The organism is Mycobacterium sp. NGS24, assembly GCF_059813065.1.
Window position 1 is genome coordinate 1 of record NZ_JCALDW010000034.1, and the last position, 24,052, is coordinate 24,052.

At 68.0% G+C, this 24,052-nt stretch carries 31 protein-coding genes and 1 pseudogene; 20 read left to right on the forward strand and 12 right to left on the reverse strand.

Translation table 11 applies throughout. The annotated features are described in order from the left end of the window. Positions 1–214: glutamate-cysteine ligase family protein (locus tag AC5Y6Y_RS25485; RefSeq protein ID WP_499930798.1), on the reverse strand; the 214-nt coding region annotated here is incomplete at its 3' end. Between the two features lie 131 nt (positions 215–345). Between AC5Y6Y_RS25485 and AC5Y6Y_RS25490 the strand changes: the two genes are divergently transcribed. Then, positions 346–993: a TetR/AcrR family transcriptional regulator gene (locus AC5Y6Y_RS25490; protein ID WP_499919625.1), complete on the forward strand. Its 648-nt coding sequence runs from the start codon at positions 346–348 to the stop codon at positions 991–993. 14 nt (positions 994–1,007) lie between these two features. On the opposite strand, the gene AC5Y6Y_RS25495 is transcribed toward AC5Y6Y_RS25490, so the two are convergent. Continuing rightward, on the reverse strand, positions 1,008–1,436 hold the full coding sequence (locus AC5Y6Y_RS25495) for an anti-sigma factor antagonist (protein WP_463826857.1): 429 nt from the start codon (positions 1,434–1,436) through the stop codon (positions 1,008–1,010). A gap of 155 nt (positions 1,437–1,591) precedes the next feature. Here AC5Y6Y_RS25495 and AC5Y6Y_RS25500 point away from each other — a divergent pair, with 155 nt between their 5' ends. Further along, the gene (locus tag AC5Y6Y_RS25500; protein ID WP_463826856.1) at positions 1,592–2,209 is read left to right on the forward strand and encodes a TetR/AcrR family transcriptional regulator; all 618 of its coding nucleotides are present in this window, start codon (positions 1,592–1,594) and stop codon (positions 2,207–2,209) included. Position 2,210: 1 nt separating this feature from the next. On the opposite strand, the gene AC5Y6Y_RS25505 is transcribed toward AC5Y6Y_RS25500, so the two are convergent. Then, complete coding sequence (locus AC5Y6Y_RS25505) at positions 2,211–2,864, reverse strand: DedA family protein (RefSeq protein ID WP_463826855.1); 654 nt, start codon at positions 2,862–2,864, stop codon at positions 2,211–2,213. Positions 2,865–2,902: 38 nt separating this feature from the next. Beyond that, positions 2,903–3,106: a hypothetical protein gene (locus tag AC5Y6Y_RS25510; RefSeq protein ID WP_473140017.1), complete on the reverse strand. Its 204-nt coding sequence runs from the start codon at positions 3,104–3,106 to the stop codon at positions 2,903–2,905. Between the two features lie 129 nt (positions 3,107–3,235). On the opposite strand from AC5Y6Y_RS25510, the gene AC5Y6Y_RS25515 reads away from it, so the two are divergent. Continuing rightward, complete coding sequence (locus tag AC5Y6Y_RS25515; RefSeq protein ID WP_463826854.1) at positions 3,236–4,000, forward strand: IclR family transcriptional regulator; 765 nt, start codon at positions 3,236–3,238, stop codon at positions 3,998–4,000. On the opposite strand, the gene phtC is transcribed toward AC5Y6Y_RS25515, so the two are convergent. Genes phtC through AC5Y6Y_RS25540 form a run of 5 tightly spaced genes read right to left on the reverse strand, consistent with a single transcriptional unit; the run spans position 3,988 to position 7,533 of the window. Further along, entirely contained in the window at positions 3,988–4,710 is a 723-nt protein-coding gene (phtC, locus tag AC5Y6Y_RS25520; protein WP_473140016.1) for a 3,4-dihydroxyphthalate decarboxylase, read from the reverse strand. The genes AC5Y6Y_RS25515 and phtC overlap by 13 nt on opposite strands. Then, positions 4,703–5,488 carry a 3-(cis-5,6-dihydroxycyclohexa-1,3-dien-1-yl)propanoate dehydrogenase gene (hcaB, locus tag AC5Y6Y_RS25525; RefSeq protein WP_473140015.1) on the reverse strand — a complete coding sequence of 262 codons (786 nt, stop codon included), beginning with the start codon at positions 5,486–5,488 and terminating at the stop codon, positions 4,703–4,705. Before hcaB ends, phtC begins: the two co-directional genes overlap by 8 nt. Continuing rightward, positions 5,472–5,723: a dihydrodiol dehydrogenase gene (locus AC5Y6Y_RS25530; RefSeq protein ID WP_463827160.1), complete on the reverse strand. Its 252-nt coding sequence runs from the start codon at positions 5,721–5,723 to the stop codon at positions 5,472–5,474. Before AC5Y6Y_RS25530 ends, hcaB begins: the two co-directional genes overlap by 17 nt. A gap of 8 nt (positions 5,724–5,731) precedes the next feature. After that, positions 5,732–6,259 (reverse strand): 3-phenylpropionate/cinnamic acid dioxygenase subunit beta, encoded by a 528-nt coding sequence (locus AC5Y6Y_RS25535; protein WP_463826851.1) that lies wholly within the window; start codon positions 6,257–6,259, stop codon positions 5,732–5,734. Then, positions 6,256–7,533 (reverse strand): aromatic ring-hydroxylating dioxygenase subunit alpha, encoded by a 1,278-nt coding sequence (locus tag AC5Y6Y_RS25540; RefSeq protein WP_473140080.1) that lies wholly within the window; start codon positions 7,531–7,533, stop codon positions 6,256–6,258. The genes AC5Y6Y_RS25535 and AC5Y6Y_RS25540 overlap by 4 nt, the downstream gene beginning before the upstream one ends. Positions 7,534–7,696: 163 nt before the next feature. On the opposite strand from AC5Y6Y_RS25540, the gene pcaH reads away from it, so the two are divergent. From pcaH to AC5Y6Y_RS25555, 3 genes are read left to right on the forward strand one after another with little or no spacing between them, the layout of a single operon-like run. After that, a complete protein-coding gene (pcaH, locus tag AC5Y6Y_RS25545) occupies positions 7,697–8,425 on the forward strand; it encodes a protocatechuate 3,4-dioxygenase subunit beta (protein WP_473140014.1) in 729 nt (242 codons plus the stop codon). Beyond that, positions 8,418–8,966, forward strand: coding sequence for a protocatechuate 3,4-dioxygenase subunit alpha (pcaG, locus tag AC5Y6Y_RS25550; RefSeq protein ID WP_473140013.1), 549 nt, complete (start codon positions 8,418–8,420; stop codon positions 8,964–8,966). The genes pcaH and pcaG overlap by 8 nt, the downstream gene beginning before the upstream one ends. Beyond that, complete coding sequence (locus AC5Y6Y_RS25555) at positions 8,963–10,126, forward strand: lyase family protein (RefSeq protein ID WP_473140012.1); 1,164 nt, start codon at positions 8,963–8,965, stop codon at positions 10,124–10,126. Before pcaG ends, AC5Y6Y_RS25555 begins: the two co-directional genes overlap by 4 nt. Here the strand turns inward: AC5Y6Y_RS25555 and AC5Y6Y_RS25560 are convergent. Further along, positions 10,123–10,938, reverse strand: coding sequence for a class I SAM-dependent methyltransferase (locus tag AC5Y6Y_RS25560; protein ID WP_463826847.1), 816 nt, complete (start codon positions 10,936–10,938; stop codon positions 10,123–10,125). The two genes, AC5Y6Y_RS25555 and AC5Y6Y_RS25560, sit on opposite strands and share 4 nt — an antisense overlap. Before the next feature lie 63 nt (positions 10,939–11,001). Here AC5Y6Y_RS25560 and AC5Y6Y_RS25565 point away from each other — a divergent pair, with 63 nt between their 5' ends. From AC5Y6Y_RS25565 to AC5Y6Y_RS25585, 5 genes are all read left to right on the forward strand, one after another. Then, complete coding sequence (locus AC5Y6Y_RS25565; protein WP_473140011.1) at positions 11,002–11,658, forward strand: helix-turn-helix transcriptional regulator; 657 nt, start codon at positions 11,002–11,004, stop codon at positions 11,656–11,658. Beyond that, complete coding sequence (locus tag AC5Y6Y_RS25570; protein WP_463826845.1) at positions 11,655–12,080, forward strand: hypothetical protein; 426 nt, start codon at positions 11,655–11,657, stop codon at positions 12,078–12,080. Before AC5Y6Y_RS25565 ends, AC5Y6Y_RS25570 begins: the two co-directional genes overlap by 4 nt. 12 nt (positions 12,081–12,092) lie before the next feature. After that, positions 12,093–12,440: a cupin domain-containing protein gene (locus AC5Y6Y_RS25575; protein ID WP_473140010.1), complete on the forward strand. Its 348-nt coding sequence runs from the start codon at positions 12,093–12,095 to the stop codon at positions 12,438–12,440. Positions 12,441–12,442: 2 nt separating this feature from the next. Continuing rightward, positions 12,443–13,357, forward strand: a complete 915-nt coding sequence (locus AC5Y6Y_RS25580; RefSeq protein ID WP_463826843.1) for an NAD(P)H-dependent flavin oxidoreductase — start codon at positions 12,443–12,445, stop codon at positions 13,355–13,357. Between the two features lie 94 nt (positions 13,358–13,451). After that, the gene (locus AC5Y6Y_RS25585; protein WP_473140009.1) at positions 13,452–14,696 is read left to right on the forward strand and encodes an alpha/beta hydrolase family protein; all 1,245 of its coding nucleotides are present in this window, start codon (positions 13,452–13,454) and stop codon (positions 14,694–14,696) included. Here AC5Y6Y_RS25585 and AC5Y6Y_RS25590 read toward each other — a convergent pair. Beyond that, entirely contained in the window at positions 14,671–15,174 is a 504-nt protein-coding gene (locus AC5Y6Y_RS25590) for a DUF1990 domain-containing protein (RefSeq protein WP_473140008.1), read from the reverse strand. The genes AC5Y6Y_RS25585 and AC5Y6Y_RS25590 overlap by 26 nt on opposite strands. A gap of 32 nt (positions 15,175–15,206) precedes the next feature. Here AC5Y6Y_RS25590 and AC5Y6Y_RS25595 point away from each other — a divergent pair, with 32 nt between their 5' ends. The 9 genes from AC5Y6Y_RS25595 (at position 15,207) to AC5Y6Y_RS25635 (ending at position 23,848) form a co-directional block, all read left to right on the forward strand. Beyond that, positions 15,207–16,064 carry an aldo/keto reductase gene (locus AC5Y6Y_RS25595; protein WP_473140007.1) on the forward strand — a complete coding sequence of 286 codons (858 nt, stop codon included), beginning with the start codon at positions 15,207–15,209 and terminating at the stop codon, positions 16,062–16,064. 140 nt (positions 16,065–16,204) lie between these two features. Then, positions 16,205–16,828: a PaaI family thioesterase gene (locus tag AC5Y6Y_RS25600; RefSeq protein ID WP_473140006.1), complete on the forward strand. Its 624-nt coding sequence runs from the start codon at positions 16,205–16,207 to the stop codon at positions 16,826–16,828. A 59-nt stretch (positions 16,829–16,887) separates the two neighbouring features. Continuing rightward, the gene (thrS, locus tag AC5Y6Y_RS25605) at positions 16,888–18,918 is read left to right on the forward strand and encodes a threonine--tRNA ligase (RefSeq protein ID WP_463826837.1); all 2,031 of its coding nucleotides are present in this window, start codon (positions 16,888–16,890) and stop codon (positions 18,916–18,918) included. Beyond that, positions 18,911–19,465, forward strand: a complete 555-nt coding sequence (locus AC5Y6Y_RS25610) for an ATP adenylyltransferase (protein WP_463826836.1) — start codon at positions 18,911–18,913, stop codon at positions 19,463–19,465. Before thrS ends, AC5Y6Y_RS25610 begins: the two co-directional genes overlap by 8 nt. A gap of 7 nt (positions 19,466–19,472) precedes the next feature. Further along, on the forward strand, positions 19,473–20,126 hold the full coding sequence (gene pgsA, locus AC5Y6Y_RS25615) for a phosphatidylinositol phosphate synthase (protein ID WP_463826835.1): 654 nt from the start codon (positions 19,473–19,475) through the stop codon (positions 20,124–20,126). A gap of 17 nt (positions 20,127–20,143) precedes the next feature. Next, entirely contained in the window at positions 20,144–21,079 is a 936-nt protein-coding gene (locus tag AC5Y6Y_RS25620) for a phosphatidylinositol mannoside acyltransferase (protein WP_473140079.1), read from the forward strand. Further along, on the forward strand, positions 21,079–22,203 hold the full coding sequence (locus tag AC5Y6Y_RS25625; RefSeq protein ID WP_473140005.1) for a glycosyltransferase family 4 protein: 1,125 nt from the start codon (positions 21,079–21,081) through the stop codon (positions 22,201–22,203). Before AC5Y6Y_RS25620 ends, AC5Y6Y_RS25625 begins: the two co-directional genes overlap by 1 nt. Continuing rightward, the gene (locus AC5Y6Y_RS25630; protein WP_473140004.1) at positions 22,203–23,234 is read left to right on the forward strand and encodes an NUDIX hydrolase; all 1,032 of its coding nucleotides are present in this window, start codon (positions 22,203–22,205) and stop codon (positions 23,232–23,234) included. Before AC5Y6Y_RS25625 ends, AC5Y6Y_RS25630 begins: the two co-directional genes overlap by 1 nt. Further along, positions 23,234–23,848, forward strand: a complete 615-nt coding sequence (locus AC5Y6Y_RS25635; RefSeq protein WP_473140003.1) for a hypothetical protein — start codon at positions 23,234–23,236, stop codon at positions 23,846–23,848. Before AC5Y6Y_RS25630 ends, AC5Y6Y_RS25635 begins: the two co-directional genes overlap by 1 nt. 12 nt (positions 23,849–23,860) lie before the next feature. Here the strand turns inward: AC5Y6Y_RS25635 and AC5Y6Y_RS25640 are convergent. Next, positions 23,861–24,052 (reverse strand): annotated as a pseudogene (locus AC5Y6Y_RS25640) (hypothetical protein); the annotation flags it as partial.

Here is a 24,052-nt window from a genome sequence, read left to right on the forward strand (position 1 = left end):
CATCGCGCAGTTCCCGACTGGTCCGCACCACCCCCGAAGCGATCTCTACCTGACAACTGCTCAGCTCCAGCTGCATGTCGACGCCGCGGCGGGCCGCCTCGATGGCTACCGCGTTGTTGCGGGGTGCCGGTTCGCCGGTCTGCGGTTCGACGAGCAGAAATTCCTCTTCGACCCCCACCGTGGGAAGGCCGCTCGCCGAGCACGATGTGCCCATGTCCGCCAAGCTACCCGCGCGGCCGGCGCCAAACCCGGTGCGAGTTCGGCCGTATCGGCCATTTCGCTGTGCGATCCAGGCCGGTTGGGGACAATGACCGCAACACACATCCGAAGAAGGAGTGGTCAGCAGTGTTGAGTCCCCGGTCGCGCGGACACGACGACGTCCTGGACGCCGCGGAAGAACTGGTCGCCGAGCACGGGATCGAAGCCGTCACGATCCGCGCACTCACCAAGGCCACCGGCGTCTCCAACGGCGCCATCTACCGGGCGTTCGAGTCGCGCGGCGGCCTGCTCGGGCGGGTGTGGATACGTGCGGAACGCCGCTTTCTGGACCTGTTGAGCAGCCTGGTCGACGATGCCCGGTCCGAAGCGGACAGTGAGCCGCTGGACGCGGTGTACGCCGCGGCCGAAACGTCGCTGCTGTATCCCGAGATGTATCCGGGATCGTCGGCCTGCCTGATGACGGTGCGCCGCGAGGACGTGGCCGGCCAACCGATGCCGGACGAGATCGCCGCGCAGTTGCACACCCTGGCGGCGGAACTGCACGCGGCGATGTCGCAGCTGGCCGACAGAATGTGGCGGCGCAGCGACGCCGTCGCAGTCGACTTGATCGCCGCCTGCATCATCGACCTGCCCAAATGGATCGGTCCGCGCGGGCAGCAATTCGGGATGCCCATGCTGGGCGACTACCTGCGCGCCTCGGTCCGGGCGGTGCTGGAGGTGGGGCCGCCACCGGCCGCGGCGGACCGAGAACTGGTCGCCAACGGCGCGGCATAACGCCGCAGGCCGGATTACCGCCGCGCGCTCAGGGCGTCGTCGACAGTCGGGTAGATCGGCAGCGTGGCAGCCCAGCCGCCCGCCCGCACCACGCGCTCGACGGCCCGCGCAGGGCTCACCAGGCGTAATTCGCCGCCGCGCAGCCGGCACTGCTCGGCCGTCTCGGCAAGCACGCTGTAGGCGCAGCAGCCCAGGAACTCGACTTCGGTGACATCGACGACCAACGGCCCGGGCGGGGTGGTGGTCGCGGCCGCCTCGGTCACCAGCTGGCGCCAGGTCTGCTCATTACAGGCGTCGACCTCCCCGCCGGCATGGATGACCACCGCGTCGCCGCTGCGGTCGGTGATGGCGCGCAGCGTGCTGCGCGGATCGCCCAACGCGTAGACCAACCGAGTGCTGAGCGTCAGGTGGGTGGAGAATGATTCGGAAATGGCCAGGCTCATGGTGCACTCCTAATCGGCTGGCGTGAACTACGCCGCGATGGATGCCCGTCCTGCAATCTGAAGACAGACAAATTCTTGTCCTGTGGATACCATTTCTATAACAAGACAGGGCGGTCTGTCTACACGGTCGGGCTAAGAGTACGGTAAGGCCTGATATGGCAACGACCGAGGTCACCGGGTCCGCGGCGTCAGCTGTGCCGGCCCGCGAACGGATTCTGGGCGCTGGCTACGAGCTGTTCAGTCGTCGCGGCATCCGCGCCGTCGGCACCGACGAAGTCATCGAACGCGCTGGGGTGGCCAGGGCGACCCTGTACCGCCACTTCGCCACCAAAAACGATCTGGTGCTGGCGGTGCTGCAGCGGCGCGAAGAGCTCTGGACCCATGGATTGATCGAACAGCAGTCCGCCCAGCGGGGCGCCACGGCCGAGGAGCAGTTGCTGGCGATCTTCGACGTGCTACACGAGTGGTTCCAGCACCGGGACGGTTACGAGGGCTGCTCGTTCATCAACGTGCTGCTGGAGTTGGGTCCCGATCACCCCGCCGGGCAGGCCTGCATCGTCCACCTCGACAACGTCCGGCAGATAGTGCGCGAGCGCGCGGTGGCCGCCGGGCTGCTTGACGTCGAGGACTTCGCCTGGTCCTGGCATCTCCTGATGAAAGGCGCGATCATCCTGGCCGCGGTGGGCGACCGCGACTCCGCGCACCGCGCCCAGTCGCTGGCGCGGACGCTGATCGAGCAGCATCGCCCGCAGCTCGGTGAGGCGGCCGGCTGACTCAGGCGGTGGTGCCGGCCTTGCGGTGGTGTTCTTCTTCGAGCTCGGCGATGGCCCGAGACGTGCGCTCGCGCAGCAGGATAGCCGCGGTGACGCCGCAGATGAGGGCGATGACCAGCGCTACCCAGGAGAACCGCGACATCCATTTCTCCGCAGCCACGCCGGCGAAATAGACGAGCGCGGTGGTGCCCCCGGCCCAGCAGATGCCGCCGCTGACGTTGGCGACCAGAAACCGTGGGTAGGACATCTTCAACGCCCCGGCCAGGGGTCCGGCGAAGATGCGCAGCAGCGCGATGAACCGGCCGAAGAACACCGCGCGCACACCCCAGCGGTTGAACGTCCTTTCGGCCAGCATGACGTGGCCGGGGCCGAAGTGCTTCGGGAAGCGCCGGCCAAGCCGGTCGAACAGCGGCATCCCGAACCGGCGTCCGATCGAGTACCCGATGGAGTCGCCGATCACCGCGCCGATCACCGCCGCGGCGCCGACGCCGACCGGGTTCACCGCCAGCTCGTGATGCGACGACATCAGGGCGGCGCTGACCAACACGATTTCCCCGGGCAGCGGTATGCCCAGACTCTCGAGTCCGACGACTCCACCGACCACCAGGTACACCGCGAGCGGCGGGATGGTCTGAAGCAGGGCCTCCACGTTCATGGGTTAAAGGATGCCTGACCGCTGCCAATTGCGGGTGACTAGTGGAAGAACCCGGACTGGTTGTTGCCCTCGTTCCAGCCGCCGGAGCTGGAGATGCCCGCGTTGTGCACGCCCGAGCTGTAGTTCCCGGAGTTGATTTCTGGTGGCATTGTGTAATAGCTCAACAGGGTGTCCTCTCCGGCGTCGCCGACGCGGCCCCCCGGGCGCCGGCGCAATAGCGCGCCGCGCTGCCTACCAGTCATGATTTCCCCGACCACCGGGCAACGCGACGCTGCGAGGAACGGTAGCCAAGTTTTCGGCGGCGCATGCGGTTTTCGGCGACTCCTTTTCCACGCGGCCGGTTCAGGGGGTCGCGGCGATACGCTCTGCGGGTGCGGAAAGAGGCGCCGCAGTACCCGATCGAGTCGGTCGACAATGCACTCAAGCTGCTGTTGCTGCTGGGGGAGCAACCGCAGATCCGGCTGAGCGAGGCGACACGGTATTTGGGTGTGGCGTCGTCGACCGCGCACCGACTGCTGGCGATGCTGACCTACCGCGGCTTCGTCCGCCAGGACCCCGACTCCAAGGCGTACCTGCCGGGACCGGCCCTGACCAGCGTGGCGTTCGCGATCTTCGGGCGCATCGACATTGCGCGCACCGCGCTGCCGGTCATGCGCACCCTCAGCGAGCAGCTCGGCGAGACGATCCACGTCGGGATGCTCGACGGCGCGAACATCCGTTTCGTCGCCGCGGTGGAAGGTCCGAAAGCGGTTCGGGTGGCTTCCCGACTGGGCCGCACCATGCCGGCGCATTGCACCTCGACGGGCAAGGCCTTGCTGGCCGGGTTGTCCGAAGCCGAACTGCGGCAACTGCTTCCGCAGGAGGCGCTGCCCGGAATCACGGCGCGCTCGATCGTCAGCCGGGCGAAGCTGGAATCCGAACTGTCCCGCATCCGCGAGCGGGGTTACGCCGGCAACCGGGAGGAGAGCGAGGAGGGCGTGGCCTCGGTGGCAGTACCGATTCCCACCGGCGCTCCCGGGTTGCGCCTCGCGCTGAATGCCGCCGCCCCGCAGCACCGGCTGCCCACCTCGAAATATCGGGCGATCGCGGCCGCGCTTGTCCGGGCGGCCGATGAGATCGGCGGTCAGCTGGGCTGAGCAGCCAACCGGGCCACCTCGTGCCGCCACGCCGCGTCGACGTTGAACCCGGCCCCCAGGTCCGGCAGGTCGTCCCAGTCGGCGTCGTCGATCTCGGTCAGCGTGCCACCGGCGGACCGTACGCGTAATGCCATGCGCGCCAACTCATTCAGGCTGATCGACTGCAACACCGCCTGCGGTACGGTAGCGGCGGCGCTGGTGATGCCGTGCCCGCGACAGATCACCACCGACGCGGTGCCCATCGCCGCCACCATCTGCTTGCCCAGTTCCGAGCTTCGAATCAGCACCGCGCGTTCGTAGACCGGCACGCCGGCGCGGGCCAGCCAAGCGCCCGGAATGTCATAGGCGCCGTAGATGGGCCGGATGGTGATGCCGGCCAGATCGGCGGCGACGGCCTCCGGCGGATGAAGGTGCGCGACGGCCTGGTGTCGGGCGTCGGCCAGCATGGTCTCCAGGTGGATCGGCAACTCGTTGGGTACCCGGTAACCGTCGAGTTCACCGGTGGCTCCGGCCTTTCCGTCGAAATCGATCAACCGGATGTCGCTGGGACGGGTGAACGCCACGCCGGTATCGGAGTCGCTGCGGCAGCGGATGAGCAGGCGGTCCTCGTCGACGCGCAGACTCAGATGGCCGAGGATGCCGTCCACCAGGCCGCGGGCAGCGGCGACCCGGCAGGCCTGGGCGAGGAGAATGCGTTGCTGCTCAAGCAAGCCGGAACCCCCCGTCGGGGTGGACGGTCTCACCGGTGATGCCGCGGGAGCGCTGCGCTGCCAAAAACACATAGCTCCACGCGTGGTCGGCACCGGACAGCGCGACATTGAGCGGACTGCGTGCCGCCAAATCCGTTGCCCGGTCGGGGGAGTCGTCCAGGCGGACCTCGGCCAGGCCGAGGCTGGCCAGTCCGCGCAGGTCGGTGTCCAGCGTTCCGCCCGGCGCCACCCCGTTGACCCGGATGTGCGGCGCCAACTCGTGCGCCAACGCCGTCACCAAACCCCGCACGGCGAACTTCGACGGCACGTACAGCACGCCGCCACGACCGGGATAGTAGGCCGACGTCGACTCGGTCAGCACGATCGAGGCACCCGGGTGCCCGCGCAGCGCCGGGAGTGCGGCTTTGACCGACTGCAGCTGACTGAGCACATTGGTGCGGAACATCTCGTCGAAGGCGGCCGGCAGGTCGTCGGCGTCGATGTCGTCGATTCCCCGGTAGAAGTCGAACACCCCGACGCAGTTGATCAGGGTGTCCAGTCCGCCGAAGCTGTGCACGGCGGCGCGCACCGCGCTGTCGTTCGCGTCCCGTCCGGTGGCGTCACCCTCGATCACAGGGACCTCGGGGAGCTCGTCGCGCAACCGGTTGCACTTGTCCGGATCACGTTCCAGCACAGCAACTTTCGCACCTTCGGCACGGAAGGCGTCGACCACTGCCCGGCCGATCCCGGAGCCGGCGCCCACCACCAGCGCCCGCTTGCCGTCAAGCCAGCCGGTCATCGTCGGCTTCCGGCTCGTCGGGCAGCAGCGGCGCGTTGGAGTTGCCGACCATGGCCGCCAGCGTACGGGGGTTCTGCCAGGTCAGTGCCTCCACCTCGAGGGCGTCCAGGCTGATCCACCGGCCGCTGCGGGGGGCGGTGATGAGCAGCCGGGATCCGTTGCGGGTCTCCACGCGCTGCACCACGACTTCGGTGAATTCATTTGCGACAGTGAGCGGTTCACCGACCGGTTGGATCGGCGGGTTCACAGGAACACCGCCAGGTTCTGCATCCGCAGCACCGACTCGTCGGCAACGATCGTGCGACGGGCCAGTTTCCAGTCGCCGTCGCACCCGCGCAGCACATCCTGACGTGCGCAGGACAACAACGCGCTCTCGTTGACGTCGCCGCGGCTGCGGAACAGCAGTTCGGCCGATTCGACGAGCAGTTCGGTCGGGTCGTCGGAGGCGAACGTGCGCACGTTGGTGATGAAGTGCCGCAACCGCGACGGCGGATCCTCAGCCCACACATGCTCGGTACCCATCCGGGCCACCCGCTGGCTCAGTGAGTACCGGTCCTCGTCGAAGTGGTCCATCCCCGGCTTCGGGAAGGCGGGAGTGTCGAACCCGGCGCCGCGGGCGGTGGTGACGCGCACCGGCATCACGTAACGGATGTCGTCGGTCATCGTGTCCAGCCACGCCTCATACTGTTGGCGATCGAGCAGATACGCTTCGTCGACCAGGAACTGGTGTGCCTGCAGATGGCGGATATCGTTGAACGGCAACGGTTTCATGAGAGATAATCCGCCCATAATTTGAGTAACTCGCGCTGGTTGTATTCGTTGTAACCGACCTGGGCGCGCCCCGGACCGTGGAAGGCCTCCGGCGCCAGGGTGTCGATCACCGGGGTGTCGTCTTCAAGCAGTCCCATCCGGCTGTTCAGCAACAGGCGCCGGGCCATCGCGCCACCGGCGGTGGTGGTCAGCGAGACCCAGTTCTCCACATCGTCCTGCTCGAACATGCCGGTCGATCCGAAGCACATCAGATACGCTTTGTACGAATCCATTTTGAACTGCTCGGGTGCCGCCGCGTCCACCGCGAACCACGAGCACACCTCGGTTTCGTTCTCGCTGATTGGTTGCCACTGCCGGATCGAGATGAACGGCAGCACTTGTTCGCTGCCGGGCAATTTGGGCCAGTTGTGCACGAAGCTGAGATTAGGGAAACAGGTGGCGGCCGAGAACATGAAGCCGTCTTCGGCGACGACCTGCTGCTGTCGCGGCGACCAGACCTCCTTGATGCGGCCGATCATGTCGTCGGGGTAGCCCACGTAGCGCATCCGGGCGTCGAAGTCGCCCGGCGGCAGTTTGTAGGTGGTGCCGCCGCCGCGCTGCGCCCAGTAGGTGGCACCGTCCTTGCGTTTCTGCGCCTTCGGTTCGCGGAACAGGCCGATCTCGACGATCGAGGCGTGCGTGTGCGGGGTGTGGTACATGTCGCCGGAGAAGTTCTCGGCGCCGATCTTCCAGTTCGCCTTGATCCGCCAGCGTTGCGGACCGCGGAGTTCCACGCCCAGCTCGCTCTGCCTGGTGTAGAAGTCCAGATAGAAAGCGAAGTCGCCGAGGTACTCCCGCAGCGGCGGCGCGTGCGGGTCCAGGCTGAGGAAGATCAGGCCGTTGTAGCTCGCCAGATTCGGTGCGGGCAGCAGGGTTTGATCTTTGGCGAAGCCCCGGTCGCCGCCGTAGGCCTCGCGGTGAAACGGCAGGCCGGTGAGCCGGCCGTCGTTGCGGTAGGTCCAACCGTGGTAGGGGCAGCGAAAATTGGACGCGTTGCCCACCTCCGCGCGGCACACCTGCATGCCGCGGTGCAGGCACATATTGAACAACGCCCGCACCTGCCCGTGTGAATCGCGGCTGATGATGAAGGAGTCGTCGAGCACCCGGCGCACCACGTAGTCGCCGTCCTGCGGAATCTCCGACTCGTGCGCCACAAACATCCAGGTCCGGCTGAACAGCCGCTCTTTTTCCCGGGCGAACAGGTCCTTGTCGTTGTAGATATGCGCCGGAATCATGCCGCGGCGCACATTCTCGAACAGGTCACTGTCAACGGTCACGGCACACCACGATCATCGATGTCTGGTCAGCAGAGGAATTTTCTGTTCACCAGAATGCGATATCGGCCGGGCCGCGTCAATTACCAGCCGGCCGGGCCGGGTGGCGGTAGCCTCAGGCGTCGTGGAGGCCGCATCGCAGCGCGTCGCATCACAACGCGACATCACGGCGGAGATCGCTGTGCTCGCCGCGGACCGCACCGGCCCGGAACCCCAGCCGCGGCTGGACTACCCGCCCTACCGCAGCAGCGTGCTGCGTCACCCGAAGCACCCGGTGCTGGCCGTCGACCCGGACGAGATCGAACGCTGGTCGCCGTGTTTCGGCCACCAGGACGTCGGCCCGCATGATGCGGACCTGACCGTCGGTGCACCGATCGGGGAGCGCATCATCGTGACCGGCCGGGTGCTCGACCTCGCCGGCCGCCCGGTGGCGGGTCAGCTGGTCGAGATCTGGCAGGCCAACGCCGCCGGCCGCTACCGCCATCAGCACGACCGGCACCCGGCACCGCTGGACCCGAACTTCACCGGCGCCGGCCGGTGTCTCACCGGTTCCGACGGCTCCTACCGCTTCACCACGATCAAGCCCGGCCCGTACCCGTGGCGTAATCACCGCAACGCCTGGCGCCCCGCGCACATCCACTTCTCGGTCTTCGGGACCGCCTTCACCCAGCGTCTGGTCACCCAGATGTACTTTCCCGGGGACCCGCTGTTCGATCTGGACCCCATCTACCAGTCCGTCGTGGATCCCGTTGCGCGCCAACGTCTGGTCGCACGGTACGACCACGACCTCACCGAGCCGGAATATGCCACGGGCTACCGCTGGGACATTGTGCTGGGATGTGCTGATGGATGAATCGCCATGCACGCCAGGGCAAACCGTAGGACCGTTCTTCGGTATCGGGCTGCCGTTCCCGGGTGACAACGACCTGGCAGGAGACCGTGCGGACGCAATTACATTGCACGGCAATGTCTTCGACGGCGCGGGCGCGGCCGTGCCGGACGCGTTGATCGAGATCTGGCAGCCGGACGGCGCCGGCCAGATTGCGCGGGCCACCGGTTCGCTGCGACGCGACGGGGCGACATTCACCGGTTGGGGCCGAGCCGCCACCGACGTCGACGGTCACTACTCCTTCCGCACCGTGGTCCCAGGCCCGACCAGCCCGGCGCGGCCGGCCTTCTTCGCGGTCACCGTGTTCGCCCGGGGGCTGCTGCACCGATTGTGCACCCGTGCCTATGTGCCGGGTGCTGCGCTGGACATCGATCCTGCGCTGCCCGCACCGCGTCGGGCGACCCTGGCGTGCGTCGCCGAGAGCGACTCGCGACTGCGCTTCGACATCCATCTGCAGGGACCGCGCGAGACCGTGTTCCTGGCGTTCAGGGAAGATCGGCGATGACCAATCTGCTCTGGCCCGGTGACGAGCGTGCCGGCGACTGCATGACCGACCAGGCGCTGCTCCGGTCGATGGTCGCCGTCGAATCGGCCTGGCTGAACGCGCTGGTCACCACCGGGGTGGCGCCGGTGCCGGGGACCGATCTGGCGCACCTGGTCGGCGCGCATGACTGCGAGCAACTCGCGGTGACCGCCGAGGACGGCGGCAACCCGGTGTTCGGCCTGGTGGCCCTGCTGCGTCGACGGGCGGTGCCCGCGCTGAGTCCCTGGATCCATCGGGGACTGACCAGCCAGGACGTCCTGGACACGGCACTGATGCTGGCAGTGCGTGAGGTCGTCGGGCAGGTGAGTGCGCAGCTGGCCGAACAGATCGCCACGTTGTCGACTCTGGCCGCCACCCATCGCACCACCCCGATGGTGGCGCGCACCCTGACCCAGTACGCGGCGCCCACTACGTTCGGCGCCAAGGCCGCCGGCTGGCTCGACGGTGTGGTCGAGGCGTATGCCCGGCTCGGTGCGCTGTCGACCCCGGCGCAGTTCGGCGGCGCCGTCGGAACCCGCGCGGCCACCGTCGAGCTGGTGCTGTCCGAGTCAGCCGATCCCGCTGAGCTGGCCGAACACATAACTCGAACTGCGGCAACAACTTTGGGCCTGAGTTACCGCTCGCCCTGGCACACCACGCGGGCGCCGGTCACCGCAGCCGGGGACGCCCTGGTCGGCTGCACCGACTGCTGGGGGCGCATCGCCTCTGACGTCGTCACCCTGGTCCGGCCCGAGATCGCCGAACTGAGCGAACCCGGCGACGGACAGCGCGGCGGCTCCTCGGCGATGCCGCACAAGCGAAATCCGGTGTTGTCCATCCTGATTCGACGCGCCGCCCTGGCCGCGCCGCCGCTGGCCGCCACCCTGCACACCGCGGCGGCGCTGGCCAACGACGAACGCCCCGACGGTTCCTGGCACACCGAGTGGGACACGTTGCGCACGATGGCGCGGCGTACCGTCGTCGCCGGCTCGCAGTGCGCGGAACTGCTGACCGGGCTGCGAGTGCACACCGCCGCCATGGCCCGAAACCTGAGTGCGGCAGAGGTCCCCGGCGGACGGGGCGCAATCGACCGGCTGGTCGACCAGAGCATCGAGCGGGCGCGGCAGGCGCTGACCGATTAGGCGGCGCCGGGCTTGTGCGCGACGATGGCGACGGCCGCCAGCCGCTCGCGGTGCTGGCGAAAAGTGTTGCGCATCATCAGGACCCGTTTACGTGCCTCGGGTTGGGTCAGCACGTTCTTGGCGAACCGCAGCGCGCCCAGCAGGCCTTCGTCGGACACGATCCGGTGCGGCTGCAGCAGCGCCATCGGGGCGGTGGCGACGTTCTCCACAACCAGGCCGTGACCGGCCAGCAGTTCCGACCATTCGGCAATGGTCAGCGGACGGGCATTGACCTTGATCGACCGCGCCAGCGCCTGGCGCACCTCGGTGCTGATCTCCTCGGGGACGTCGTCGGGGGTCAGGGCGAGTTCATGGATCGCGTAGCGACCTCCGGGGCGCAGCACCCGCGCAGCCTCGGCCACGATCGCGTGCTTGGCCGAATCGCCCTGCATGGTCAGCATCGCCTCGCCGATGACGACGTCGGCGCTGGCGTCGGGCAGGCCGGTCTCGGCGGCGTCGGTCACCCGGACCTCGCCGCGGCCGCCGAGAACGCTGCGCACGTGGCCGGCTGCGTCGGGGTCGCCCTCGGCGCCGACGTAGGACCGCGGGTTGCGGGCGATGATTTCGGCGGCGGTGCGGCCCAAACCGGGTGCCAACTCGACCACGTCGGCATCGGTGACCTTGGCGCGGGCCAATAATGTGCGGGTGAGTTCGACGCCGCCGGGGCGCAGCACCCGCTTGCCCAGCCGGGCCAGCAGCCAGTGTCCCTGTACGTGTGCGTCGTCGCGTGTCGACGACGGCAGCGCATCCTTCTCACCGGCCATGGCAGTCATCCATCCCTAGTTTTCACAAGCTGACTTGTGTAAACTCTACCTCATGACATACCGGATATACCAGTGAGTGGCCGCCCGAAGCCACCCGAAGATGCCGGCCGTCGCCGAGCGGTGTTGCGGGTGCTGCGAAGCTCACCCGAGCCGCTGAGCATCCTGGCCATCGCCGACACGATCGGGGTGCATCCCAACACGGTGCGCTTCCACCTCGACAGCCTGCTCGGTGACGGCCAGGTGGAACAGGTCGAACCCGCCCGCCGCGGGCCGGGCCGGCCGCCGTCGATGTTTCAGGCCGTGCGGCAGATGGACCGCGGCGGCACCCGTCACTACCAGTTGCTCGCCGAGATCCTGATCAACGGGCTTGCCGCAGAAGAGAACTCCAGTGCCCGGGCGGTGGCCGCGGGCCGCTCCTGGGGGGAGCGGCTGCCCGCGCCGGACGACATGGGCGTGGAGGAGTCGATCGAGCATCTGGTCGGGTTGCTCGACGAGTTGGGCTTCGCCCCCGACCGCCGCGAATCCGACGGCGAGCAACTGGTCGGGCTGCGGCACTGCCCGTTCCTGGAACTCGCCGAAGTCCGATCCAGCGTCGTGTGTCCCATCCACCTCGGTCTCATGCAGGGCGCACTGGAAAGCTGGTCGGCACCCATCACCGTCGACCGGCTCGAGGCCTTCGTGGAACCGGATCTGTGCCTGACTCATCTGACGGCAGGCACGGCGCGATGAGCACCGGCAACGCGATCGAGGTAGCCGTGACCTTCGTGTGGCTCGGCATGGTGCTGGCGATCTCGTTTCTGGAAGCTCCGCTGAAATTCCGGGCGCCCGGCGTGACGCTGCAGATCGGATTGGGCATCGGGCGCTTGGTATTTCGCGCGCTCAACACCATCGAGGTGGGTTTCGCGCTGGTGCTGCTCGCGTTGATGGTGGCCGGGCCCACCCCGCTGCGGATCATCGCCACGTATGCCGTCGCCGCCGTCGCACTGGCCGTACAGCTCATTGTGGTGCGACCGAGATTGACCAGTCGCTCGGACCAGGTGCTCGCCGGCTCGGACGGCCCACGCTCCCACGCCCACTACGGTTACGTCGGTCTGGAGGCGGTCAAGGTCATCGCCTTGTCGGTGGCGGGCATACTCCTGTTAGCCGCTTGAAAGGACTCAACTATGGAATCCCTCTCGCTTACCTCCCTGGCGTCCGAGAAGCTGGCGGAAGCCCGCACGTCGCACAGCGGCCGGGCCGCGCACACCATCCACGGCGGGCACACCCACGAGTTGCGTCAGACAGTGCTGGCACTGCTCGCCGACCACGACCTTTCCGAACACGACAGTCCCGGCGAGGCCACCCTGCAGGTGCTGCAGGGGCACGTGCAACTCACCGCCGGGGCGGACAGCTGGGACGGCCGGACCGGCGACTACATCGCCATCCCGCCGGTACGGCACGCCCTGCACGCGGTGGAGGATTCGGTGGTCATGCTGACCGTGCTGAAGTCCCAGCCCGGCGCCGCCCACTGACCGTGCTCGCCACGCCCTGGTCGCGGGACTTCGGCCTGCAGGTGCCGATCCTCAACGCGCCGATGGGCGGGGTCGCCGGCGGGCGGCTGGCGGCGGCAGTCACCGCGGCCGGTGGCCTGGGCATGGTGGGCATGGGCAGCACCGCCACCAGGGCGACGCTGGCCGCCGAGCTCGAGCACGTCAGCGGACGGTTCGGCATCGGACTGGTGGATTGGGTGATGCGTAGCCAGGACGGCCTGCTGCAGGACGCGCTGGCCGCCCGCCCGGCACTGCTGTCGGTCAGCTTCGGCACCGACTTCTCCTGGGTCGACGAAGCCCACAAGGTCGGAATTCCCACCGTCACGCAGGTTTACGATGCCGTCGGGGCCCGTCGGGCGGCCGATTCGGGCGTTGACATCCTGGTGGCCCGCGGCGCCGAAGGTGGCGGGCACGGCGAGGTGCGGCTGGGGACGCTGCCGTTGCTGGACGCGGTCCTGGACGCGGTGTCCGTGCCGGTGCTGGCCGGCGGCGGGGTCGCCTCGCCGCGCAGCCTGGCCGCGGTGCTGGCGGCCGGTGCCGGCGGTGCGTGGGTGGGCACCCGGCTGGCGGCGTGCCCGGAGGCGCTGACCGGCGCGGCAGGCCGGCAGGCCCTGATCGAGGCGGCCGAAACCGACACCCGGGTCACCCGGGTCTTCGACGTCGCCGCGGGACTGCCGTGGCCCGAGCGGTTCCCCGCCCGGGTATTGCGCAACGACTTCGTCGCCCGCTGGACGGGCCGCGAACAGGAGCTGGCGCGGCAGCAACCGGGTCGCGCGACGGTCAGTGCCTCTCCGGATGCCGGGCAGGGTGTCGGGATGATCCGCGACGACGCCCCGGTCGGGGCGGTCATCGCAGCATTGTGCGCTGGGGCGCAGCGTTTGCTCGCCGGCTGGAGCTAGCGGTGTGACCGGCGCCGCATTCCCGGCGTGAAGTGAGCAGTATCGAACCGCCGAAGAGCCGGTCAAACCCGTTGGCGGTGTTAGCGTTTTGAGCATGGCAGTACCCGTCAAAGAGGACGACGCGCGGCGGCGCCGCCTGTTGCGCCGAGCCGTCGGAGAGACGGTCCGGCCGTTCGCGCGCACCGGCCGGTATTTCGCCCGGTCCTGGCGCGACTACCGCAACGCCGACGACCACGATGCCGGACTGCCGATCGCCCGGCCCACGGCCGCCCTGGCCGCGCAGGCGTTCCGCGACGAGGTGGTGCTGGCGGGCCTGAAGGTGCGCCGCCCGGTGAGCCGGCCGGCCGCCTTTCAGCGGATCAACGACGAAGTGGTCGAGGCGCTGGAGTTCTACGGCGACCAGGGCTGGCTGGCGGAGCCCAGCGGCTTCTTCGCCCCGCCGCCGCCGCTTTCCGAAGTGCAGATCCGGGAGGTCCGCGGGCGCAAACGGTCCTACCAGGAGCTGTCCTTCGACAGCGGATACGTCCCGCACCCCGGCGAGCCCGGCCGCGAACGATGGCTGGGATACACCGCGCTGCGGCGCGAGTACGCGGTGCTGCTGCGTCACCCGGAACCGCGGCCCTGGCTGATCTGCGTGCACGGCACCGAAATGGGCAGATCGGCAATAGATCTGCGAATATTCCGGGCCTGGAAGTTACACGAAGAGCTCGGCCTGAACGTGGTGCTGCCCGTCCTGCCCATGCACGGTCGGCGCGCGCGCGGGTTGCCCAAGGGTGCGGTGTTTCCCGGCGAGGACGTCATGGACGACGTGCACGCCACCGCGCAGGCGGTCTGGGACATCCGGCGGTTGCTGTCCTGGGTGCGCGCGCAGGAGCCCGAGTCGCTGATCGGGCTCAACGGCATGTCGCTCGGCGGCTACATCACAGCCCTGGTGGCCAGCCTGGAGAGTGATCTGACCTGCGCCATTCTGGGGGTACCGGTGGCCAACTTGGTCGAATTGCTGAGCCGGCACTCGGGTCTGCGCCGGGGCGATCCGCGTCGCGACACCATGCAACTGGCCGAGCCCATCGGGGAGATGGTGTCGCCGCTGTCATTCACACCGCAGGTGCCGATGCGCGGCCGCTTCGTCTACGCCGGCATCGCCGACCAGGTGGTGCATCCCCGCGGCCAGGTGATCCGGCTGTGGGAGCACTGGGGCAAACCGGAGATCGTGTGGTACCGCGGCGGCCACGCCGGATTCATCCGGTCGCGTCCGGTGCAGCGGTTCATCCAGGACGCGGTGCGGCAGTCGGGGCTGTTGGACGGCGCTGCGCTCACACCGCGCGCAGGTACCGCTTAGCGATCACCTTCTGCGCCACCGCGGTGACGGGCCGGCCGAGTGTGCTCCACCAGGTGCCGGGCCGGGAGAACGCCGAGACTTCGGCGAACACCGCCGAACTGTCCGGGTCGTAGCGCACCACGAAACGTTCCTCGCCGGACTCCGGGTGGCCCGGCAGGGTGCCGTAGGCGAAACCGCGCACGTCGGGCTCGTCGACCACGTAGACCACCCGGCACGGGGCGCGCAGCACGCCCAGCATGGTGACCACCACGACCGACGACTCCGCGACGGTGTCCGAACTGGCCTGCACCTTCAGGCCGGCTCCGCGTTGCATTCCCCAGTGCATGACCGCGTCGGCGGCCTGCTCGAAACGATCCCGGCCCGTCCCGATCTGCGCGGACACCACGAGATGGCCGTATCCGGTGGGCAGCGGGGAGCGGGCCGTGGCGCCCACGTCGGGATAGGTGAGCGGCTGGTCGGCGAGCGCATCCAAGTCCACCCGGCCAGCTTGCCATGCGTACCGTCGGAAAGATGAGCGCAGCGGCTTCCGGATCATTCACCCTCGGTGACGACCTGACCATCAACCGGCTCGGGTTCGGCGCCATGCGCCTGACCGGCCAGGGCGTGTGGGGGCCGCCCACCGATCGCGACGAATGTGTGCTGGTGTTGCGGCGCGCGGCCGAACTGGGGGTGAACTTCATCGACACCGCGGACTCCTACGGCCCGTATGTGTCCGAGGAGATCATCCGTGAGGCGCTGCATCCGTACGACGGGTTGGTGATCGCGACCAAAGCCGGGCTGCTGCGCACCGGCCCGGACGTGTGGATCCCGTTGGGCAATCCCAGCTACCTGCGCCAGGAATGCGAGATGAGTTTGCGGCGGCTCGGTGTCGAGACCATCGACCTGTTCCAGCTGCATCGCATCGACCCGGACTTCCCGTTGGCCGACCAGCTGGGGGAGCTGGTGGCGTTGCAGGGTGAAGGCAAGATCCGCCACATCGGGCTGTCCGAGATCGACGTCGAGCAACTCGACGCCGCCCGCCAGATCGCGCCGATCGTGTCGGTGCAAAACATGTACAACGTGACCAACCGCAAGGCGGAGGCGCTGCTGGACGCCGTCACCGAGCAGAACATCGGGTTCATCCCGTGGTTTCCGCTGGCCGGCGGACCGCTGGCAGCGCCCGGCGGCCCGCTGCAACAGATCGCCAAGGCGCACGACGCCTCGTCGTCGCAGGTGGCGCTGGCGTGGCTGCTGAAGCGTTCGCCGGTGGTGTTGCCGATTCCGGGAACCTCGAAGGTCGCCCACTTGGAAGAGAACGTCGCCGCCGCCGAGATCACGCTGACCGACCAGGAATTCGAGGCGCTGTCAGCCGCCGGCGCCGCCCAGTAGGGCAATTCGGCGGCCATCTTCGACGCGAGCCTGTAATGACGGCGCCGAGCCTGCGGTGGTGGCGGCGACACGCCGGGCAGCTCAGCCCTGAGGGCAGGCTCGATGCCGCTGCAGAGTTCCACGGCTAATACGGTGTGCTGATGGCAGCTGCAGATCAGCCCCACCCCGGCGGGGGATTCAACCCACCCGAACCGACCGAGAAGGGTGGGCCGGACTACGGCCGGTTCGTCGCCGCGGTCCGTAGGCTGCAGGACCACGCCCGCGCCGTCGACGCGCCCGACGACGTCATCACCCAGGCGGCCGACCGGCTGGAGGAACTGTCGGCGATGTTGGCGCCGTATGACGCCGACGAATGGCAGTCGCCGTCGGGTCGCCGGATGGATCTGCCGGAACGCGGGAACGTGCTGTCCATCCCGATGCGGCCGCGCAAGACCGATGACGGTCGCATCGAAGGCACGGCGCGGTTCGCCCGATTTCACCTCGGACGCAACGGTGCGGTGCACGGCGGCGCGCTCGGCATGCTGTTCGACAGTGTGCTCGGCTTGACGGCCGCGTGGCTGACCGGCAGCCGTCGCCAGCGCACCGCGTATTTGAAGATCAACTACCGCAACATCGTGCCGATCGAAAAAGAGTTGCAGTTCGACTCCGGAATCGACAGCGTGGACGGGCGCAAGATCTTCGTCTCCGGCCGGTTGCGCGACGGCGACACCCTGCTCACTGAAGCCGATGCGCTGTTCGTGCGGCTCAAGCCTGGACAACCCTGAGGTGACGCCCCGATAGCATGGTCGGCGATCCCAACGACTAAGCATTGGAGACGAATCCGATGAGCGCCCCCATCCGGGTCCCTGCCGGGACCACCGCGGCTGCCGCGGTGGGTGAGGCCGGTCTGCCGCGGCGTGGCACGCCCGACTCGGTGGTGGTGGTGCGCGACGCCGAGGGCACGCTGCGCGACCTGAGCTGGGTGCCCGACTCCGACGCCGAGGTGACCCCCGTGGCCGCCGACACCGAGGACGGCCGCAGCGTGATCCGGCACTCCGCCGCTCACGTGCTGGCCCAGGCTGTGCAGGACCTCTTTCCGCACGCCAAGCTGGGCATCGGCCCGCCCATCACCGACGGCTTCTACTACGACTTCGCCGTCGAGGAGCCGTTCACGCCCGAGGATCTGGAAAAGCTGGAAAAGCGGATGCGTCAGATCGTCAAGGAAGGTCAGCTGTTCGACCGCCGGGTGTATGCATCCAAGGACGCGGCGCGCGAGGAACTGGCCGGCGAACCGTTCAAGCTCGAACTCGTCGACGACAAATCCGGGGACCCCGAGATCATGGAGATCGGCGGCGATGAGCTCACCGCCTACGACAACCTCAATCCCCGGACCAGGCAACGCGTCTGGGGCGATCTGTGCCGCGGACCGCACATCCCCACCACCAAGCACATCCCGGCGTTCAAGCTCACCCGCAGTTCCGCGGCCTACTGGCGCGGTGACCAGCGCAACGCCAGCCTGCAGCGCATCTACGGCACCGCGTGGGAGTCGCAGGCGGCGCTGGACCGTCACCTCGAGCTGATCGCCGAAGCGCAGCGCCGCGACCACCGCAAGCTGGGCGTGGAGCTGGATCTGTTCAGCTTCCCCGACGAAATCGGTTCCGGGCTGGCGGTTTTCCACCCCAAGGGCGGCATCGTGCGCCGCGAGCTGGAGGAGTACTCGCGGCAGAAGCACGAGCAGGCGGGGTATGAGTTCGTCAACACCCCGCACATCACCAAGGAACAGCTCTACATCACCTCGGGGCACCTGGAGTGGTACGCGGAGGGCATGTACCCGCCGATGCACATCGACGCCGAGTTCAACGAGGACGGCACGGTGCGCAAGCCGGGCCAGAACTATTACCTCAAGCCGATGAACTGCCCGATGCACCACCTGATCTACCGGTCCCGCGGGCGGTCCTACCGTGAACTTCCGCTGCGGCTCTTCGAATTCGGCAGTGTCTACCGGCTGGAGAAGTCGGGGGTGATCCACGGACTGACCCGGGTGCGCGGGATGACGCAGGACGACGCGCACATCTACTGCACGCGTGAGCAGATGCGCGACGAGCTGACCTCGGTGCTGCGGTTCGTCCTCGACCTGCTGGCCGACTACGGGCTGACCGACTACTACCTGGAGCTGTCCACCAAAGACCCGGACAAGTACGTCGGCTCTGACGAGGTGTGGGAGGAAGCGACCCAGGTGTTGCGGGAGGTCGGGGAGGCCTCCGGGCTGGAGCTGGTGCCCGACCCGGGCGGTGCGGCGTTCTACGGGCCGAAGATCTCGGTGCAGGTCAAGGATGCGCTGGGGCGCAGCTGGCAGATGTCGACGCTGCAGGTCGACTTCAACATGCCGGACCGGTTCGAGCTGGAATACACCGCGTCGGATGGCACCCGGCAGCGTCCGGTGCTGATCCACCGTGCCCTGTTCGGTTCCATCGAACGGTTCTTCGGCATCCTCACCGAGCACTATGCGGGTGCTTTCCCGGCGTGGCTGGCGCCCATCCAGGCGGTCGGGATCCCGGTCGCCGACGAACACGTCGACTATCTGAAAGACGTTGCAGCGCAACTCAAGTCGCACGGTGTGCGGGTGGAGGTGGACGGCAGCGACGACCGGATGGCCAAGAAGATCGTGCACCACACCAACCAGAAGGTGCCGTTCATGCTGCTGGCCGGTGATCGGGACGTGCAGGCCGGGGCGGTCAGTTTCCGGTTCGGGGACCGCACCCAGATCAACGGCGTGCCCCGCGACGCGGCGGTGGCGGCCATCGCGGACTGGATCGCCAAACGCGAAAACGCCACTCCGACAGCGGAACTGATGAAAGTTGCGGACGGTGACTGAGCCGGACGACACCATCCTGGACCGCGGCGTCGGGCGCCGCGACCACCTGCAACGGTTGTGGACTCCCTACCGGATGACCTACCTGGCCGAGGCTCCGATCAAGCGGGAAGATGCCAGCCCTGCCGAACCTTTTACCGACATCCCGCGCATGGCCGACGAAGACGGTCTGGTGGTGGCGCGCGGTGAACTCGTCTACGCCGTGCTCAACCTGTATCCCTACAACCCCGGGCACCTGATGGTGGTGCCGTACCGGCGGGTATCGGAGCTGGAGGAGCTGACCGAGTCGGAGAGTGCCGAGGTGATGGCCTTCACCCAGAAGGCGATCCGCGTCATCAAGAATGTGTCGCGCCCGCACGGTTTCAATGTCGGCATCAACCTGGGCACCTCGGCGGGCGGCTCGCTTGCCGAACACCTGCACGTGCACGTGGTGCCCCGGTGGGGCGGCGATGCGAACTTCATCACGATCATCGGCGGCTCCAAGGTGATACCGCAGTTGCTGCGCGAAACCCGGCAACTGCTGGCCGACGAGTGGGCCCGGCAGTCGTGAGGCCGCGATGAGCAAGCTGCCGTTTCTGACCCGGGCGTTCTTCGCCAAAGCCACCGACCCAGTGGCCAGGACCGCACTGAAGGTGGGCCTGACACCTGACATCGTCACCGTCATCGGCACCGTCGGCTCGATGGCCGGGGCGCTGGTGCTGTTCCCGATGGGCAAGCTGTTCGCCGGCGGGTGTGTGGTCTGGTTCTTCACGCTGTTCGACATGGCCGACGGGGCGATGGCCCGCGAACGCGGCTTCGGCACCAGCTTCGGCGCGGTGCTGGACGCCACCTGCGACCGCCTGTGCGACGGCGCAGTGTTCTGCGGGCTGCTCTGGTGGATCGCGTTTCACCTGCACGACAAGCCGTTGACCGCGGCGACGCTCATCTGCTTGGTCACCTCCCAGGTGATCTCCTACATCAAGGCGCGGGCCGAGGCCAGCGGGTTGCGCGGTGACGGCGGCTTCATCGAACGACCGGAGCGCCTGATCATTGTGCTGGTGGGCGCCGGGGTCGCCGATTTCCCGTTCGTTGCCTGGCCGCCGGCGCTCCCGGTGGCGATGTGGCTGCTGGCGGTGTTAAGTGTGATCACCTGTGCGCAGCGGTTGTACGCGGTGCGGACCTCGCCCGGGGCCATCGACCGCATTGCACTATCGGGAAAGAGTGAGCAGTGATACCGCCTTCGGGAAGCCTGAGTCTGCTCGGCCGTCGTCGTCCCCGCGAACTCGTGACCGGTGCCGCGACCGACTGGACGTATGCTGCCGGCTGGATGGCCGTGCGGGCCATGCCGGAGTTCGCTGCGCGCAACGTCTTCAGCGCCGGGGCCCGGTACGCGGCCCGGCGCGGCGGCCCGGAGCAGCTGCGCAAGAATCTGGCTCGGGTTATCGGGGTCGCGCCCAGGAATGTGCCCGACTCGTTGATGCGTGCCTCGCTGGCTTCTTACGCCCGTTACTGGCGGGAGGCGTTCCGACTGCCGACCATGGACCATGTCGAGCTGACCCGTCAGCTCGACGCCGGAACCCACGGACAGGACAACCTGGACGGGGCGCTGGCACAGGGGCGGGGCGTGATCTGTGCGCTGCCGCACAGCGGCAACTGGGACATGAACGGGCTGTGGCTGGCGCAGACGCATGGCACCTTCGCCACCGTCGCCGAGCGGCTCAAGCCCGAGTCGCTGTACCGGCGCTTCATCGAATACCGCGAGGGATTGGGCTTCGAGGTGATACCGCTGTCCGGCGGCGAACGACCGCCCTTCGAGGTGTTGTGCGACCGCCTGCGGGACAACCGGGTGGTGTGCCTGATGGCGGAGCGCGACCTGACCCGCACCGGCGTGGAAGTCGAGTTTTTCGGCGAACTCACCCGGATGCCGGCCGGTCCGGCCAAACTCGCCATAGCGACGGGCGCGGCACTGCTGCCGTCGCACTGTTGGTTCGAGGGAGACGGCTGGGCCTGCAAGATGGATCCGCCGCTGGACTGCAGCAGCGGCGACGTGCAGGCGATCACCCAGGCGCTGGCTCACGAGTTCGAGCAGAACATCGCCGCCACCCCCGAGGATTGGCACATGATGCAGCCGCAGTGGCTGGCTGATCTGTCCGACGACCGGCGGGCCTGGCTGAAGGGCCGGTGATGCGGATCGGCATGGTCTGCCCCTACTCGTTCGATGTGCCGGGCGGGGTGCAGTCGCATGTGCTGCAGCTGGCTGATGTGATGCGCGCGCGAGGGCACGAGGTCAGCGTGCTGGCACCGGTCTCCCCGGAGACCGCCCTGCCCGACTACGTCGTCTCCGCCGGGCGCGCGGTGCCGATTCCCTACAACGGGTCGGTGGCCCGGTTGCGGTTCGGGCCCGCCACTCACCGCAAGGTCAAGAAGTGGCTCGCCGATGGGGAATTCGACGTGCTGCACCTGCATGAGCCGAGCGCCCCGAGCCTGTCTCTGCTGGCCCTCAATATCGCCGAGGGTCCGATAGTCGCGACGTTTCACACCTCGACCACCAAGTCGGTGGCCATGTCGGTGCTGGGCGGCATGTTGCGGCCGCGGTTCGAGAAGATCGTCGGCCGGATCGCGGTGTCCGATCTGGCGCGCCGCTGGCAGATGGAGTCGGTGGGCTCCGATGCAGTGGAGATCCCCAACGGTGTCGACGTCGACTTCTTTGCCTCGGCGCCGCTGTTGGACGGCTACCCGCGGCCCGGCAAGACGGTGCTGTTCCTGGGGCGCTACGACGAACCCCGTAAAGGTATGGCCACGTTAATGGCCGCCATGCCGGCTGTGGTGCAGCGTTTTCCCGACGTACAGTTGCTGATCGTCGGCCGCGGCGATGAGGACGAATTGCTCAGCGAGGCAAGCGGATTGGCCGCGAATATGCGCTTCCTGGGGCAGGTCGACGATGCGGGGAAGGCCTCGGCGATGCGCAGCGCCGATGTCTACTGTGCGCCCAACACCGGTGGGGAGAGCTTCGGCATCGTCCTGGTGGAGGCGATGGCCGCCGGCACCGCGGTGGTGGCCAGCGACCTCGACGCGTTCCGGCGGGTGCTGTGCGACGGCGCAGTGGGGCGGTTGGTGCCGGTGGACGACAGTGTCGCGCTGGCCGAGGGGCTGATAGCGGTGCTGGACGATGACGAACTGCGCAACCGGTATGTGACGGCCGGTGCCGACGCCGTCCGCCGCTACGACTGGTCGGTGGTCGCCAGCCAGATCATGCGCGTGTACGAGACTGTTGCCGGGTCGGGGGTCAAGGTGCAGGTGGCCAGCTGATGGTGTGGCTGATCGCCGCGCTTGTCGGGCTGTTCCTGGTAATGGTGGCGTTCGGCGCGTGGGGGTATCAGCGCGCGAACCGGCTGAACCGGCTGCACGTGCGGTACGACCTGTCCTGGCAGGCGCTGGACGGCGCGTTGGCGCGGCGCGCCGTGGTGGCGCGGGCGATCGCGATCGACGCCTACGGCGGGGCACCCGAAGGCAAGCGGCTGGCCGCCTTGGCCGATGCCGCGGAGCGGGCCCCGCGCAGCGCGCGCGAGACCGCGGAGAACGAGCTGTCCGCCGCTTTGGCGATGGTCGACCCGGCGTCGGTACCCGCGGGTCTGCTGGCCGAGTTGGCCGACGCCGAGGCCCGGGTGCTGCTGGCCCGACGGTTCCACAACGACGCGGTCCGCGACACCCTGGTGCTGGCCGAGCGGCGCATGGTGCGGTTGTTCAGATTGGGTGGAACGGCGCCGCTGCCAACGTATTTCGAGATTGCCGAGCGGCCGCACGCGCAGACGCACGCCCATCATGAGCTCAACCATCGCACCTCGGCGCGGGTGGTGTTGCTCGACGAGACCGGTGCGGTGCTGCTGTTGTGCGGTTCGGATCCCGCTGTCACCGACGGCACCGCGCCCCGGTGGTGGTTCACCGTCGGCGGTGAGGTGCAGCCGGGGGAGCGGTTGGCCGAGACGGCCGCCCGTGAACTGGCCGAGGAAACCGGTCTGCAGGTCTCGCCGGCCGAATTGTTCGGGCCGATCTGGCGCCGCGACGAGGTGTTCGAGTTCAACGGTTCGATGATCGACAGCGAAGAGTTCTACCTCGTGCACCGCACCGAGCGGTTCGAGCCGACTCTGGAGGGGCGCACCGAGCTGGAACGTCGCTACATCCACGGGTTTCGCTGGTGTGGGGTGGCCGATATCGCGGCGTTCGAGGCCGCCGGCGAGGTGGTGTACCCGCGGCAATTGGGGGAGTTGCTGCCGGTGGCCAATGAGTTCGCCGACCTGCGGGATCGGCGCGATGCCGTTGTCCCGCTTTCGATCCGCTGATGTCCCATCCGCTGCGATTGCGTATCGGTGAGTACTACGACTCAGGCAACAAGCGATGGCCGGGCACTGAGTTGATCTTGACCACTGAGGGGTGCCTGCTCTACGTCGAATATCTCTCATATGCAGCGGAACCAACGCTCGACGAAATCGCCCCATCCGCAGCACCATTCACGTTGAGACCCGACGTGATTCCCTCGGCGAACGAACAGATCAAGGTGTTCGACGATGATGTTGAACTCGCGTGGGTCGACGCGGAACACAACGGAATTCTGTGTTATCGCTTCGGCGACACGCCGTGGCGGTCGATCGCGCACAATCCGCACCGGGACACCCCGGCCGGGTACTCCCCGGGGTTACCCATCGCCGAACCGGCCCGGCACATCTCTTTCGCCGTCGGACTGGGTGCGCCGATCCAGTGCGTGCGGTTGATTGACTGGCCGTATTCGTTGGTCGCTGCGGTACGCGCAACCGTTGGCCGGCTGGTCGCTCGACCATTTGACGCACAGGTCGCGGTTGACGAAGCCAATTTTCTTTGCGTATTCGAGCGCAGCGAGGGACTTGCGCAACGGGCCCAAGCGAAGGTGCTGATTCGAGGGCGCGAGGCACCTGCTTAGACCGACAACCCTTCAGAAGGGTGGTGGGTCGTCGTCGGGGTGGGGTGGTGGGTGGTTGTCGGCCCAGTGGGTCCAGTCGGTCCAGTTGGTGGTGTGGGTGGTGGTGCGGGCGTTGTGGTTGGCGCGTCGTTCGGTGGCGATGCGGTGGGCGCGGTTTTGGGTGCGGGTGCGGCGGCGGGTGGGCATCATCGCGGTTCGTTCGCT

Bases quoted from the DNA above. Each gene is read 5' to 3' on its own strand.
- thrS (WP_463826837.1), top strand. From the start codon at position 16,888: ATGAGCGCCCCCATCCGGGTCCCTGCCGGGACCACCGCGGCTGCCGCG.
- AC5Y6Y_RS25570 (WP_463826845.1), top strand. From the start codon at position 11,655: ATGAGCACCGGCAACGCGATCGAGGTAGCCGTGACCTTCGTGTGGCTC.
- AC5Y6Y_RS25630 (WP_473140004.1), top strand. From the start codon at position 22,203: ATGGTGTGGCTGATCGCCGCGCTTGTCGGGCTGTTCCTGGTAATGGTG.
- AC5Y6Y_RS25585 (WP_473140009.1), top strand. From the start codon at position 13,452: ATGGCAGTACCCGTCAAAGAGGACGACGCGCGGCGGCGCCGCCTGTTG.
- hcaB (WP_473140015.1), bottom strand. From the start codon at position 5,488: ATGACCGGCTGGCTTGACGGCAAGCGGGCGCTGGTGGTGGGCGCCGGC.
- AC5Y6Y_RS25555 (WP_473140012.1), top strand. From the start codon at position 8,963: ATGACCAATCTGCTCTGGCCCGGTGACGAGCGTGCCGGCGACTGCATG.
- pcaG (WP_473140013.1), top strand. From the start codon at position 8,418: ATGGATGAATCGCCATGCACGCCAGGGCAAACCGTAGGACCGTTCTTC.
- AC5Y6Y_RS25595 (WP_473140007.1), top strand. From the start codon at position 15,207: ATGAGCGCAGCGGCTTCCGGATCATTCACCCTCGGTGACGACCTGACC.
- AC5Y6Y_RS25510 (WP_473140017.1), bottom strand. From the start codon at position 3,106: ATGACTGGTAGGCAGCGCGGCGCGCTATTGCGCCGGCGCCCGGGGGGC.
- AC5Y6Y_RS25600 (WP_473140006.1), top strand. From the start codon at position 16,205: ATGGCAGCTGCAGATCAGCCCCACCCCGGCGGGGGATTCAACCCACCC.
- AC5Y6Y_RS25495 (WP_463826857.1), bottom strand. From the start codon at position 1,436: ATGAGCCTGGCCATTTCCGAATCATTCTCCACCCACCTGACGCTCAGC.
- AC5Y6Y_RS25500 (WP_463826856.1), top strand. From the start codon at position 1,592: ATGGCAACGACCGAGGTCACCGGGTCCGCGGCGTCAGCTGTGCCGGCC.
- pgsA (WP_463826835.1), top strand. From the start codon at position 19,473: ATGAGCAAGCTGCCGTTTCTGACCCGGGCGTTCTTCGCCAAAGCCACC.
- AC5Y6Y_RS25560 (WP_463826847.1), bottom strand. From the start codon at position 10,938: ATGACTGCCATGGCCGGTGAGAAGGATGCGCTGCCGTCGTCGACACGC.
- AC5Y6Y_RS25535 (WP_463826851.1), bottom strand. From the start codon at position 6,259: ATGAAACCGTTGCCGTTCAACGATATCCGCCATCTGCAGGCACACCAG.
- AC5Y6Y_RS25540 (WP_473140080.1), bottom strand. From the start codon at position 7,533: ATGATTCCGGCGCATATCTACAACGACAAGGACCTGTTCGCCCGGGAA.
- AC5Y6Y_RS25635 (WP_473140003.1), top strand. From the start codon at position 23,234: ATGTCCCATCCGCTGCGATTGCGTATCGGTGAGTACTACGACTCAGGC.
- AC5Y6Y_RS25575 (WP_473140010.1), top strand. From the start codon at position 12,093: ATGGAATCCCTCTCGCTTACCTCCCTGGCGTCCGAGAAGCTGGCGGAA.
- AC5Y6Y_RS25625 (WP_473140005.1), top strand. From the start codon at position 21,079: ATGCGGATCGGCATGGTCTGCCCCTACTCGTTCGATGTGCCGGGCGGG.
- AC5Y6Y_RS25505 (WP_463826855.1), bottom strand. From the start codon at position 2,864: ATGAACGTGGAGGCCCTGCTTCAGACCATCCCGCCGCTCGCGGTGTAC.